Annotated in this window: 10 protein-coding genes; 8 read left to right on the forward strand and 2 right to left on the reverse strand. The window is 57.0% G+C overall.

The genetic code is table 11. The features are described 5' to 3' along the window. Nucleotides 1-146 precede the first annotated feature (146 nt). The 4 genes from SK51_RS15850 to SK51_RS15865 all read left to right on the forward strand — a co-directional run bounded on the left by SK51_RS15850 (nt 147) and on the right by SK51_RS15865 (nt 5014). Entirely contained in the window at nt 147-1799 is a 1653-nt protein-coding gene (locus tag SK51_RS15850; RefSeq protein WP_032676242.1) for an MFS transporter, read from the forward strand. Nucleotides 1800-1821: 22 nt separating this feature from the next. Then, nucleotides 1822-2904 (forward strand): HlyD family secretion protein, encoded by a 1083-nt coding sequence (locus SK51_RS15855; protein ID WP_032676243.1) that lies wholly within the window; start codon nt 1822-1824, stop codon nt 2902-2904. Beyond that, a complete protein-coding gene (locus SK51_RS15860; protein WP_023306152.1) occupies nt 2901-4280 on the forward strand; it encodes an efflux transporter outer membrane subunit in 1380 nt (459 codons plus the stop codon). The genes SK51_RS15855 and SK51_RS15860 overlap by 4 nt, the downstream gene beginning before the upstream one ends. 74 nt (nt 4281-4354) lie before the next feature. After that, nucleotides 4355-5014, forward strand: coding sequence for an O-methyltransferase (locus SK51_RS15865; RefSeq protein ID WP_023306151.1), 660 nt, complete (start codon nt 4355-4357; stop codon nt 5012-5014). An 82-nt stretch (nt 5015-5096) separates the two neighbouring features. Here SK51_RS15865 and hrpA read toward each other — a convergent pair whose 3' ends face one another. Further along, nucleotides 5097-8999 (reverse strand): ATP-dependent RNA helicase HrpA, encoded by a 3903-nt coding sequence (gene hrpA, locus SK51_RS15870; RefSeq protein WP_048206801.1) that lies wholly within the window; start codon nt 8997-8999, stop codon nt 5097-5099. A gap of 203 nt (nt 9000-9202) precedes the next feature. Between hrpA and azoR the strand changes: the two genes are divergently transcribed. Continuing rightward, nucleotides 9203-9808: an FMN-dependent NADH-azoreductase gene (gene azoR, locus SK51_RS15875; protein ID WP_022648050.1), complete on the forward strand. Its 606-nt coding sequence runs from the start codon at nt 9203-9205 to the stop codon at nt 9806-9808. Between the two features lie 89 nt (nt 9809-9897). Next, nucleotides 9898-10584: an RluA family pseudouridine synthase gene (locus SK51_RS15880; RefSeq protein ID WP_023300051.1), complete on the forward strand. Its 687-nt coding sequence runs from the start codon at nt 9898-9900 to the stop codon at nt 10582-10584. A 7-nt stretch (nt 10585-10591) separates the two neighbouring features. Here SK51_RS15880 and SK51_RS15885 read toward each other — a convergent pair whose 3' ends face one another. Next, complete coding sequence (locus tag SK51_RS15885; protein ID WP_023306149.1) at nt 10592-11131, reverse strand: DUF2058 domain-containing protein; 540 nt, start codon at nt 11129-11131, stop codon at nt 10592-10594. A gap of 168 nt (nt 11132-11299) precedes the next feature. On the opposite strand from SK51_RS15885, the gene SK51_RS15890 reads away from it, so the two are divergent. Together SK51_RS15890 and SK51_RS15895 are read left to right on the forward strand one after the other, a co-directional pair. Beyond that, the gene (locus SK51_RS15890; protein ID WP_032676431.1) at nt 11300-12274 is read left to right on the forward strand and encodes a DUF1852 domain-containing protein; all 975 of its coding nucleotides are present in this window, start codon (nt 11300-11302) and stop codon (nt 12272-12274) included. A gap of 26 nt (nt 12275-12300) precedes the next feature. Continuing rightward, complete coding sequence (locus SK51_RS15895) at nt 12301-13329, forward strand: methionine synthase (protein WP_003857302.1); 1029 nt, start codon at nt 12301-12303, stop codon at nt 13327-13329. Nucleotides 13330-13331: the final 2 nt, after the last annotated feature.

A 13331-nucleotide genomic window follows, 5' to 3' on the forward strand; every position in this document is an offset into this window, starting at 1 on the left:
TCCGTTCGCGAGCCGCACTTTTTCTTCATCATTCCCTCTACATTTGATTAACATACAATATTCGTATTCACTTGAATTATGATTTGCGTCAGCCGTAGAATCATTAGCCCGCTCACAATTCAACATTTTTAAAGGTAAACCCCGTTATGCGCCTGCCCCAACGCGATCCTTATGCTCCTCGCGAGTGGCAGCCACACGAGAAACCCGCTCTGCTGGGTTCCCCTTCCACCCCGGAACATCCAACGTCGAAACGGATCGCCTATGGCGTGGTCGGCCTGCTGGTGTGCCTGACCGGGGCGCTGGGTAACGCGGTCGTCACCGCCAATCTGCAAAATCTGCAAGGCACCTTCGGCGCCTGGTCGACTGAAATCGCCTGGCTGCCTGCCGTCTATGTCATGACCAACGTCTCCATCAACCTGCTGCTGGTAAAATTTCGCCAGCAGTACGGTTTGCGCGCGTTTACGGAAGGCTTCCTGGTGCTGTATGTGCTGGTCACCTTTTTCCACCTGTTTGTGAACGATCTCAGCTCGGCGCTGATGGTACGGGCGGCACACGGGATGGTCGCCGCCGCGCTCAGCTCGCTCGGCATTTATTACCAGATACAGGCCTGGCCCGCGAAGCACCGACTGAAGGCGCTGACCATCGGCATTACCGGTTCGTCGCTGGCGATACCGCTGGCGCGGCTGTTCTCCACCGAGCTGTTGCAGCTTGATGAGTGGCGTGGGCTGTACTTCTTCGAGCTGGGTTTGGCCCTGATCTCACTGGCCTGCGTGATGGTGCTGAAACTGCCCCCGGGCGATCGACGCAAAGTTTTCGAGAAGAAAGATTTCATCACCTTCTTTTTGCTTGCGCCCGGTATGGCGCTGTTGTGCGCGGTTCTGTCGCTAGGGCGTCTGGAATGGTGGTTTGAAACACCGTGGATCGGCTGGGCGTTGGCTCTCTCGCTGGTGCTAATTGTCTGTGCAATCGTTTTTGAACATAACCGCAGCAACCCGCTGCTCAATACCCGCTGGCTGTCCAGCGGCAGCATCGTACGCCTGGGGTTGATTATGCTGCTGATCCGCATCGTACTGGCGGAACAGAACACCGGCGTCATCGGCTGGCTGCAATATGCGGGCCTACAGAATGAACAGATGACCCATCTGGCGTGGTCTATTTTCGCCGGAATCGTCTGCGGTATCGTCACCAGCTGTCTGACGATCAAACCCACTAAGCTGGCCTGGCCGATTATCACCTCGCTGGCGCTAATGATTGTTGCTTCGCTGCTGGACAGCCAGTCCAACAACCTGACCCGGCCGGATCAACTGATGTTCAGCCAGTTCCTGCTTGGTTTCGGCAGCGCTTTCTTCCTCGCCCATGCGATGCTGGCCGCCATTGGCGGGGTGATCGCCGATCCACGCAATCTGGTCAGCTTTTCCGTGATGTTTGGCATGAGTCAGAACCTTGGTGGCCTGCTGGGTTCTGCAATCCTTGGTACCTTCCAGACCTGGCGCGAGAAGTACCATTCCAGCCTGCTGGCTGACCAGCTCACCACCCTCAACCCGCTGGTGAACGAACGCATTCAGCTTTACACCCAGATGTATAAAAGCTTGGTTGGCGACAGTTCCCTGTTGGGAACCCAGGCCATTATTCAGCTACAGACGGTGACGACGCTTGAGGCAAACATTCTGGCTTACAACGATACTTATCTCCTGACGGCGAGCATTGCCACAGCCACGCTGGTCTGGATTTTATGGCGCTTGCTGCGCCTGCGCATCACCGCCCGTATGGCCCTTAAGAACGCCACTGGCAATAAGTAATGACTATTTTTCAGGAGAAGTTATGAGTCAGCAGGATGCCGCCAAAGAGCAGGCCAACACCCGCAAAAATGTACGCGTCGTTTCCATTTTCACCGCCGCGGCTATCGGCATTGTCGGGGGGCTGGTGATCCTTTATGCCTGGCAGTTGCCCCCGTTCACGCGTCATACCCAGTTTACTGATAACGCCTACGTGCGCGGCCAGACCACGTTCATCAGTCCGCAAGTCAACGGCTACATTACTGAGGTCCATGTTCAGGATTTTGTGCAGGTTAAAAAAGGCGACCTGCTGTTGCAGATTGATGACCGGATCTATCGCCAGCGCGTCCATCAGGCCGAGGCGCAGCTGGCAATGAAAATTGCTGCGCTGAACAACAACCTGCAACAGCGTAAAAGCGCGGAAGCGGTGATTGCCAAAAACGAAGCGGCACTGAAAAACGCCCGTGCCCAAAGTCTGAAAACCCAGGCGGATCTGAAACGCGTGAAGGATCTGACCGCAGACGGCTCCCTGTCCATTCGCGAGCGCGATGCGGCGCTGGCCAGTGCCGCCCAGGGGAGCGCCGATATCGACCAGGCGAAAGCAACGCTTGAGATGTCGCGCCAGGATCTACAAACGGTTATCGTCAATCGCGCTTCGCTGGAGGCGGACGTTCAAAATGCGAAAGCCGCGCTGGAGCTTGCGCAGATCGATCTGCAAAACACCCGCATTGTCGCGCCGCGTGACGGTCAGCTCGGGCAGATTGCGGTGCGTCTTGGAGCGTACGTCACCGCCGGGACGCACCTTACCACGCTGGTCCCGCCGCAGCACTGGGTGATCGCCAATATCAAAGAGACGCAGCTGGCGAATTTACGCGTCGGACAGCCAGTGAAATTCACCGTCGATGCCTTAAACGATAAAGCCTATCAGGGCCGCGTGGAGAGCATATCCCCGGCCACAGGCGTCGAGTTCAGCGCTATCACCCCGGATAACGCCACGGGCAACTTTGTTAAAATCGCCCAGCGCATCCCGGTACGCATTGAGGTACTCGGTGAGCCGGAGGCGTACCGGCTGCTGCGCCCTGGCATGTCGGTGCAGGTCACCATCGACACGCGGGAGGCGAAACAATGACGCTTCGCCCAATAGCCGGCCTGCTGATGATGGCTATCCTTGCGGGTTGCCAGTCGGTTGACGTTGAGCCCGCCAAATCGTCCCTGCACATCCCGGCCCAGTGGCGCGCGACGTCGGGGCCAACCAGCCCGACAGAGCAGCTCTGGTGGCGTAATTTCCACGACAGCAATCTGAATCACTATGTGGATCAGGCGCTGAAGAACAACAGCGACGTGCTGATTGCCCGCGAGCGGATTAACGAGTATCAGGCCCGGGTGTACGCTGCCGACGGCAGCCTGTTCCCGTCGCTTGACGCGGGCGTGACCGGGACGCGCGCGCGCTCGCAGTCCGCCGCCACAGGCCTTCCGGTATACGGTACGTTGTACAAAGGCAGCCTGACCGCCAGCTACGACGTGGATATCTGGGGGGTAAACCGCAGCACCTCCCGTGCCGCCGAAGCGTCGCTGGAGGCTCAAAAGGCGGCGGCCGCGGCGGCAGATCTCACGGTCGCATCGTCGGTGGCCTCCGGGTACGTCACCCTGCTGTCGCTGGATGAACAGCTTCGCGTTACCCAGTCCACGCTGAAATCGCGTGAAGAGGCGTTCAACCTTGCTAAACGACAGTTTGAGACGGGATACAGCTCTCGCCTTGAGCTGATGCAATCGGATTCTGAGCTGCGCGCCACCCGCGCTCAGGTTCCACTGCTTCAGCACCAGATTGCGCAGCAGGAGAATGCGCTTAGCCTGCTGCTGGGCAGCAACCCGGGTAACGTTGCGCGCGGTGAAAGCTTTGATGCCCTGACGCCGCTGAAACTGCCCTCCCAGTTGCCGTCGACGTTACTGAACCGGCGTCCGGATATCGTCCAGGCTGAACGTCAGCTGATTGCGGCGGACGCGACGCTGGCGGCATCGCGCGCCAGCCTGCTGCCGTCGATCAACCTCACGGCCACAGGATCGGTGCAGGATCGCACGCTGTCGGGATTGCTGGATAACCCCCTCCAGCTCTGGAGCGTGGGCGGCAGTATTCTTGCGCCGCTGCTGAACCGACAGACGCTGAATGCACAGGTGGATATCTCCCAGTCTCAGCGTAATCAGGCGTTGTACAGCTACGAAAAAACCGTACGTAATGCGTTTGCCGAGGTGAATGACAGCCTTGATGCCATCACCCGTTATCAGGAACAGCTTACCGAGCTGCTGGCTCAGCAGGCGGTCGCGCAGGAGACGCTGCGGATAGCGCAAAACCGCTACCGCAACGGGTACTCTTCTTATCTGGATGTGCTCGATGCACAGCGCACGCTGTTCTCGGTGCAGACCAGCGTGGTACAGGTGAAAAACAACCTGCTGCTGGCGCAAATTGATTTGTATAAAGCGCTGGGCGGCGGTTGGGTCAGTGCGTGAAAACATGCCGGGTGGCGGCTACGCCTTACCCGGCCTACATTTCGCCTCTGGCGATACCCCCAAGGAGTCAATCTATGCAACAGCAGTGGTGTTCAGTAGATAATTACATGATTTCGTCGCTTATTCCTGAAGATGAAGTTCTCCAGAACGTCCTTGAAAACAACAAACGCGCCGGTTTACCCGAGCACGACGTTGCCGCAAATCAGGGGCAACTGCTGGCTCTGTTTGTCCGCATGACGCAGGCGCGTCGAATACTGGAAATCGGTACGCTGGGCGCGTATAGCTCAATCTGGATGGCGCGCGCCCTGCCGCCGGATGGAAAGCTGATTACGCTTGAAGCGGACCCGAAACATGCCGCTGTTGCACGCCAGAACATTCACCTTGCGGGACTCAGCGATCGTATCGAACTGATTACAGGCCCGGCGCTAAAGTCGCTCGAGAATTTCGGTGACGTCCCGCCCTTTGACCTGATCTTTATTGATGCCGATAAGCCAAACAATCCCGGCTACCTGGAGTGGGCGCTGCACTACTCCCGTCCCGGCACGGTCATAATCGGCGATAACGTGGTGCGCGACGGCGAGGTGGTTAACGGGCAAAGCGACGATGCACGCGTGCAGGGGGTACGGAAGTTTATCGAGATGACTGGAGATAACCCACGCTTAACCGCCACCGCGCTGCAAACGGTGGGCGTTAAGGGGTGGGATGGGTTTACGCTAGCGATGGTGGAACGATAAAAAGCTGGGTGGCGGCTACGCCTTACCCGGCCTGCATGTTCTCCCGTAGGCCCGGTAAGCGCAGCGCCACCGGGCAATGGTTTTAGCCGGAGATCTGCTCCATCGCCTGCAAGATACGCTTATCCGAAATGGGATACGGCGTACCGAGCTGCTGGGCGAAGAAGCTGACGCGCAGTTCTTCGATCATCCAGCGGATCTCCCGCACGTCGTCGTCATCGCGACGCGCTGGCGGCAGTTTGTTGAGCCACTGCTGCCACGCCTGCTGCACGTTTTCGACTTTCAGCATCTGCGCTCGATCGCGATGCGGATCGACCGCCATTTTCTCCAGACGCTTCTCAATCGCCTGCAAATAACGCAGCGTATCACCCAGACGCTTAAAGCCGTTGCCGGTGACAAAGCCGCGATACACCAGCCCCGCCATCTGCGCCTTCACGTCCGACAGACCCAGGGCCATGGTCATATCCACCCGCCCCTTCAGGCGCTTGTTGATATTGAACACGGCGGTGAGGATCTGCTCGACCTGTTTCGCAATCTCTACCACGGTATCGTTCAGCTCCGCGCGCACCTTTTCATGAAGCTGAGCAAAGCCCTCTTCCGTCCAGACCGGACCGCCCGCCTCGTGGATCAGTTTGTCCACACCGCAGGAGATACAGTCGTCGATCAGATCCAGCACCTTACCGTACGGGTTAAAGTAGAGCCCCAGCTTGGCTTTGTTCGGCAGCTTCTCGTGCAGATACTTAATCGGCGACGGGATGTTAAGCAGCAGCAGGCGACGCAGCCCGCGCCACATCATCTGCTGTTGCTCCTGCGGATTGTCAAAGAGCTTAATCGCCACGCTGTCGCGCTCATCCACCAGCGCGGGCCAGGCTTTCACCTTGTAGTTCCCGCGCTTCTGCTCATAGCTTTCCGGAAGCTGACCAAAGCTCCAGATGTGCAGCCCGCTCTGCTCAATACCGTCATCGGCCACCGCAGAGAGCGTCTCCTGGACTTTACCTTTCAGCGCTTCTTTCAGCTCCGTCAGAGAACGGCCTTCGAGCAGCTTTTTGTTTTTATCGTCCACTACGCGGAATGTGATTTTCAGGTGATCGGGCACCTGATCCCAGTTCCAGTCGTCGCGGTCAATGGTGGTCCCGGTCATGCGTCGGAACTCACGCTCCAGTGCGTCCAGCAGCGGCAGTTCCAGCGGCGTGACGCGGCCTAAAAACGCTTCGGCGTAGTTCGGCGCCGGTACAAAGTTACGCCGCACTGGTTTAGGCAGGGATTTGATTAATGCAATGACCAGTTCGCGGCGCAGGCCGGGAATTTGCCACTCAAACCCGCTCTCATCCACCTGGTTTAACAGCGGCAGCGGAATGTGCACCGTCACGCCATCGGCATCCGCGCCCGGCTCAAACTGATAGGTCAGACGCAGCTTGAGGTTGCCCTGATGCCAGAAGTTCGGGTAGTCGAGCTTGCTGACCGACTCCGCGCCCTCTTTGATCAGCATGCTCTTTTCAAAGTTGAGCAGGTCCGGGGTCTCTTTGCTGGCTTTCTTCCACCAGCTGTCGAAATGGCGCGCCGAGATCACATCGTGGCTGATGCGCTGGTCGTAAAACTCAAACAGCGTCTCGTCGTCCACCAGAATGTCGCGGCGGCGGGACTTGTGCTCAAGCTCTTCCACCTCGGCGCGCAGCTTGAGGTTTTCGCGGAAGAACGCATGGCGCGTCTGCCAGTCGCCTTCCACCAGCGCATGGCGGATAAACAGCTCGCGACTCAGCGCCGGGTCAATCTGGCTGTAATTAACCTTACGCGCTGCAACCACCGGCAGGCCGTAAACGGTGACTTTTTCCGTCGCCATCACCGCGCCCTGCCCGCGCTCCCAGTGCGGCTCGCTGTATGAGCGTTTCAGCAGGTGCTGCGCCACCGGCTCAACCCACTCTGGATCGATACGCGCGGCGATACGCCCCCACAGACGGCTGGTTTCCACCAGCTCGGCGACCATGGTCCACTTCGGCGGCTTCTTGAACAAACCGGAGCCCGGGAAGATGGAGAAACGCGCGTTGCGTGCGCCGGTAAATTCCTGTTTATCCGCATCCTTCATCCCGATATGAGACAGCAGGCCGGTCAGCAGGGCGATATGAATTTCGCGGTACTCTGCCGGTTCACTGTTCACCGGGATGCCCAGCTCTTTCACCACCTGGCGCAGTTGGGTGTAGATATCCTGCCACTCGCGTACGCGCAGGTAGTTGAGGAAATCCACCCGGCACTGACGGCGGAACTGATTCGAAGAGAGCGCTTTTTGCTGCTCGCCGAGGTAGTCCCACAGGTTGACGAATGCGAGGAAATCGGACTCTTTATCGTGGAAGCGACGGTGTTTTTCATCCGACGCCTGCTGTTTGTCCATCGGACGCTCGCGCGGATCCTGAATGGAGAGCGCCGAGGTGATGATCATCGCCTCGCGCACGCAGCCGTGTTTTTGCGCCTCCAGCACCATGCGCGCCAGCCGCGGGTCGACCGGCAGCTGGCTAAGCTGGCGGCCCAACGGCGTTAGCTTGTAGGCCGTCGCCTGCTCGTCGGTAGTAATGGCCCCCAGCTCTTCCAGCAGCCGCACCCCGTCCTGAATATTGCGCTTATCCGGCGCTTCCACAAACGGGAAGGCGGCGATATCGCCCAGCCCCAGCGCGGTCATTTGCAGGATAACGGATGCCAGGTTGGTTCGCAGGATCTCCGGATCGGTAAACTCCGGGCGCGACAGGAAATCGTCTTCCGAATAGAGACGAATACAGATCCCTTCCGACACGCGGCCGCAGCGGCCCTTACGCTGATTAGCTGACGCCTGCGAAACCGGCTCGATCGGCAGACGCTGAACTTTGGTTCTGTAGCTGTAGCGGCTGATGCGCGCCGTACCCGGGTCGATCACGTATTTAATGCCCGGTACGGTCAGCGAGGTTTCGGCCACGTTGGTCGCCAGCACGATGCGGCGCCCGCTGTGCGGCTGGAACACGCGGTTCTGCTCGCTGTTGGACAGGCGCGCGTACAGCGGCAGGACCTCGGTATGGCGCAGATCGCGCTTGCTGAGCGCATCGGCGGTATCGCGGATCTCACGCTCGCCGCTCATGAAGATCAGAATGTCGCCAGAACTCTCGGTGCCCAGCTCGTCGACGGCATCGAAGATGGCCTGAAGCTGGTCGCGCTCGGTATCGTCCGCCTCTTCTACAATCGGGCGATAGCGCACTTCAACCGGGTAGGTTCGGCCTGAGACTTCAATGATCGGCGCATTATTGAAATGTTTTGAGAAGCGCTCCGGGTCGATGGTCGCGGAGGTGATGATGATTTTCAGATCCGGACGCCGGGGCAGCAGCTCTTTCAGGTAGCCGAGCAGGAAGTCGATGTTCAGGCTGCGCTCGTGCGCTTCATCGATGATGATGGTGTCGTACTGCATCAGCAGACGATCCTGCTGGATTTCCGCCAGCAGGATACCGTCGGTCATCAGCTTAACCATGGTGTTATCGCTGACGTGGTCGCTGAATCGCACCTTGTAGCCGATGCAGCCGCCCGGCTCCGTTTGCAGCTCGTCGGCAATACGGTTCGCCACAGTGCGCGCCGCCAGACGACGCGGCTGGGTGTGACCGATCAACCCTTTCACCCCGCGGCCTAATTCCATGCAGATCTTCGGCAGCTGAGTGGTTTTACCTGAACCGGTTTCCCCCGCGACGATCACCACCTGGTGGTCGCGCACGGCCTCAAGAATGTCCTGTTTTTTCTGGCTGACGGGCAGGTTTTCCGGATAGGTAATCTCCGGGCGTGCGGCTTCACGCAGCACAACTTTCCCTGCCGCCTGTTCAATCTCTTTGGCCATCTCCTGGTAGATGGCCTGTTGTGCATCAGGATTTTTAACCTTCTTAACGCCGTGCAGACGGCGCGCAAACCGCTGTTTATCGCGCAGCATCAGCGAATCAAGCTGTTGCATCAGCATCGGGAAGGATAATTTCTGTTGTTCTGTCATAGCGTTAACGGGCAGTGCACTGCCGGATAAAATCTCTTTTTAATGATTGCTATAGAGTACCACATCAGCGCTTTTCGCGCCTTATTCAAAAAATTCGAACATAGGCTTCGATATATTGCGCTATCCCTGTGGCAGGATTGTGAATAAAGTGTCAACAAGCAACGGGGCACCCCCCTCAATCAAATACAAAACAGGAAATTCCCATGAGCAAAGTATTAGTGTTGAAATCCAGTATTCTGGCAGGGTATTCACAGTCTGGTCAGCTGGCTGACTATTTCGTTGAACAGTGGCGTGAACAGCACAGCGCGGATGAAATCACCGTGCGTGACCTGGCGGCAAACCCGATTCCTGTGCTGGACGGCGAGCTGGTTGGCGCGCTGCGTCCGAGCGATGCGCCTCTCACCCCACGTCAGCAGGAAGCCCTGGCGCTCTCCGACGAGCTGATTGCTGAGTTGCAGGCCCACGACGTTATCGTGATCAACGCCCCAATGTATAACTTCAACATTCCTACGCAGCTGAAGAACTACTTCGACCTGGTGGCGCGCGCTGGCGTAACCTTCCGTTACACCGAGAACGGCCCGGAAGGTCTGGTGAAAGGTAAACGCGCTATCGTCCTGACCAGCCGCGGCGGTATTCACAAAGATACCCCTACCGATCTGGTCGCGCCGTACATGACGCTGTTCCTGGGCTTCATCGGCATTACCGACGTGAACTTCGTGTTCGCTGAAGGTATCGCTTACGGCCCGGAAGTAGCCACCAAAGCGCAGACCGACGCGAAAGCCGCTATCGACAGCCTGGTCGCAGCCTAAATTTTCCCCCTCTCACCGCCCGGTGGGAGGGTTTTTCTTTCCCCCGTATTTCGTTATCATCCGCACCCACTCTCCAGCCCGGCGGCCTGATGTCTGTCATAATCGATACGTTTATTGCACCACCCTGTCACGACGACATTGAGATCCTCTGGCAGGACGAGCATCTGCTGCTGATCAACAAACCCTCAGGTCTGCTCAGCCTGTCCGGGAAAAATCCGCAAAACCGCGATTCCGTCCACCACCGTCTGGTGCAAACCTTTCCCGGCTGCACGCTGGTGCATCGTCTTGATTTTGGCACTTCGGGTCTGATGGTGATTGCACGTAACAAAGCGATTAACGCCGCGCTTTGCCACCAGTTCAGCCAACGCGCCGTGACCAAGGTTTACACCGCCCTGTTGTGCGGACATGTGGAACAGGACGAAGGGACCGTGGATGCCCCGATTGCCAAAGATCCGGCGCTGTTTCCGCTGATGACGATCTGCGCGCGCACTGGTAAGCCCGCTCGCTCCCGCTATCGGGTGATGGAACGTATTTACCAGGATACGACAATGCCGTTGACGCGGGTTGAGCTTACCCCGGAGACCGGGCGCACCCACCAGCTGCGCATTCACTGCCAGCAGTTAGGCCACCCTATTTTGGGGTGCGATCTGTATGGGGGTCTGGAATGGCCGGGGGCGGAAGAAACGCCCCGGCTGATGCTGCATGCAAGCGTTCTGAGTTTTATTCATCCGCTGAGCGGCGAGACCATGAATGCCCGTCACGCCGCGCCATTCTGAACGAGGTTTACCACATTAAATCGTCAGGGATTTTGAAGTCTGCGTACGGATCGTCTTCGTCCTGCTCTTCCTGACTCAGCGCGCTGTTTAGCACAATGCTGTCCGCATCGCGCTGGGCAATTTTATCCGCCACCACCGCCGGGATAATCGCGTAATCACAGTCGCCATTCGCGTTAATCACCAGTCGGGCAATCGCCAGACGACCGTTGATCAGCTGGGTTTGCGTCTGCTTATCGACGTCGATTTTTTTGATCAGGCTGCCATCGGTAAAGTTAAAGGTAATGTTGCCCTTCGCCACGGTGATGCGGTTCATCTCAATCAGCTGCTTCACCTGCGCCCTGAACTCTTTTGCCAGCACCGCCTGTTTTTGCTGTTCGCTCAGCTGCTTATCACGCTCCAGCTGGGCTTTCTTAATCTCTTCAACAGCCTCTCTCGCCTCGCGAGCCTGGACGCGGGATTTTTTCGCCGTGCGCTGAACCTTCGCCATCTTTTTACTGCTGACTAAGCCCGCTTTCAGCATCTGCTCTTGTAGGGTGAGTTTTGTCATGATCGTTTAAACCGGTTGGAAATGTCGGGGGATTATACCTGAATCGCGCAGTTCATGAAGAACCCTCATGACGCAGTGAAATTAAGTCACTTCCCCTGCGCCAGTGGCTCAGGCATAAATTATGCATTGATAACGTTTAGGCAACATGAACTTAGGATGCATAACCAAATGAGTCAGGCTTTCACATTTACCCTTAAGCGCAGTTGCTTTGATGAAAATTATAACCCGTCAGAAAACACGCGTACCACCACCAACTTCGCCAACCTGGCGCGTGGCGAGAAGCGTCAGGAGAACCTGCGCAATACGCTGATGATGATCAACAACCGCTTTAACGCGCTGGCGAGCTGGGATAACCCAAAATCCGACCGCTATGCCGTCGAGCTGGAGATTATTTCAGTCGATATGAATATCGGCGGCGATTTTACTTTCCCGGCCATCGAAATTCTGCAAACGACGATCGTGGATAAAAAGACCCACGAGCGCATCGAAGGCATCGTCGGGAATAACTTCTCATCCTATGTTCGTGACTATGATTTCAGCGTCCTGCTGCTGGAGCATAATAAAGATCAGCCCCGTTTTACCCTCCCCGAGAATTTTGGCGAGCTGCACGGCAATATCTTTAAAAGCTTCATTCATTCTGCGGAATATCAGGCGAACTTTAAAAAAGCGCCGGTGATCTGCCTGAGCGTCTCCAGCAAAGAGACCTATCGTCGTACCGGTAACCACCACCCGGTGCTGGGGTATGAGTACCAGCCGGACGGCGAGTCGCTAACGGAACAGTACTTCGCGAAGATGGGCCTCAAGGTTCGCTATTTCATGCCGGAAAACAGCGTCGCGCCATTTGCCTTCTTCTTCTCCGGCGATTTACTCCGTGATTACACCAATCTGGAACTGATCGGCACCATCAGCACCATGGAGACGTTCCAGAAGATCTATCGACCAGAAATTTACAATGCCAATTCCGCTGCGGGACAGTGCTATCAGCCCGACCTGAATCAGCAGGATCACTCATTAACAAAAATCGTCTATGACCGTGAAGAGCGCAGCCGGCTGGCCATTGAACAGGGTAAATATACCGAAGAGCGGTTCATCAAACCCTATAAAACCCTTCTTGAGCAGTGGTCTCATCACTTCACGCTTTAATTTAATACGAATAAAAGGTTCTTCTTATGAAAACATTGCTCCCGACATCGACGGCTGGCAGCCTGCCGAAACCCACCTGGCTTGCGCAGCCGGAAACGCTCTGGTCGCCGTGGAAACTCCAGGATGAGGAATTACTGGCAGGGAAACAGGATGCGCTGCGTTTGTCTCTGGATGAACAGATTCGCGCCGGGATTGATATCGTCAGCGACGGGGAACAAACCCGCCAGCATTTCGTCACCACCTTTATTGAACATCTCAGCGGCGTGGATTTTGAAAATCGTCAGACGGTGCGGATCCGTAACCGTTACGATGCGAGCGTGCCGACCGTGGTAGACGCGGTGGCGCGCCAGAAACCGGTGTTTGTAGACGATGCGAAATACCTTCGCCAGCTGACGGATAAGCCGATCAAGTGGGCGCTGCCCGGCCCGATGACCATGATCGACACGCTATACGATGCTCACTATAAAAGCCGCGAAAAGCTGGCCTGGGAGTTCGCTAAAATTCTCAATCAGGAAGCCCGCGAGCTGGAAGCGGCCGGCGTTGACATTATTCAGTTCGACGAACCTGCTTTTAACGTCTTTTTCGACGAAGTGAATGACTGGGGCATCGCCGCGCTGGAGCGCGCCATTGAAGGGCTGAAATGCGAAACCGCAGTACATATCTGCTACGGGTACGGCATCAAAGCCAATACGGACTGGAAAAAAACGCTCGGCTCCGAGTGGCGCCAGTATGAAGAGGCGTTTCCTAAGTTGCAGACCTCAAAGATCGATATCATCTCGCTGGAGTGCCACAACTCGCGCGTGCCGATGGATCTGCTGGAGCTTATCCGCGGTAAAAAAGTGATGGTCGGGGCAATTGACGTCGCCACCCAGACCATCGAAACGCCGGAAGAGGTGGCCGATACGCTGCGCAAGGCGTTGCAGTTTGTTGATGCAGACAAGCTCTATCCGTCCACCAACTGCGGCATGGCTCCCCTTTCCCGCCAGGTCGCCAACGGTAAGCTGAAGGCATTAAGCGCCGGGGCTGACATTATCCGTCGCGAGCTTGCCCGCTAACC

The organism is Enterobacter sp. MGH85 (genome assembly GCF_001037655.1).
Classification (GTDB): domain Bacteria; phylum Pseudomonadota; class Gammaproteobacteria; order Enterobacterales; family Enterobacteriaceae; genus Enterobacter; species Enterobacter intestinihominis.

Bases quoted from the DNA above. Each gene is read 5' to 3' on its own strand.
- SK51_RS15880 (WP_023300051.1), top strand. From the start codon at position 9,898: ATGTCTGTCATAATCGATACGTTTATTGCACCACCCTGTCACGACGAC.
- SK51_RS15865 (WP_023306151.1), top strand. From the start codon at position 4,355: ATGCAACAGCAGTGGTGTTCAGTAGATAATTACATGATTTCGTCGCTT.
- SK51_RS15860 (WP_023306152.1), top strand. From the start codon at position 2,901: ATGACGCTTCGCCCAATAGCCGGCCTGCTGATGATGGCTATCCTTGCG.
- azoR (WP_022648050.1), top strand. From the start codon at position 9,203: ATGAGCAAAGTATTAGTGTTGAAATCCAGTATTCTGGCAGGGTATTCA.
- SK51_RS15855 (WP_032676243.1), top strand. From the start codon at position 1,822: ATGAGTCAGCAGGATGCCGCCAAAGAGCAGGCCAACACCCGCAAAAAT.
- hrpA (WP_048206801.1), bottom strand. From the start codon at position 8,999: ATGACAGAACAACAGAAATTATCCTTCCCGATGCTGATGCAACAGCTT.
- SK51_RS15850 (WP_032676242.1), top strand. From the start codon at position 147: ATGCGCCTGCCCCAACGCGATCCTTATGCTCCTCGCGAGTGGCAGCCA.
- SK51_RS15885 (WP_023306149.1), bottom strand. From the start codon at position 11,131: ATGACAAAACTCACCCTACAAGAGCAGATGCTGAAAGCGGGCTTAGTC.
- SK51_RS15895 (WP_003857302.1), top strand. From the start codon at position 12,301: ATGAAAACATTGCTCCCGACATCGACGGCTGGCAGCCTGCCGAAACCC.
- SK51_RS15890 (WP_032676431.1), top strand. From the start codon at position 11,300: ATGAGTCAGGCTTTCACATTTACCCTTAAGCGCAGTTGCTTTGATGAA.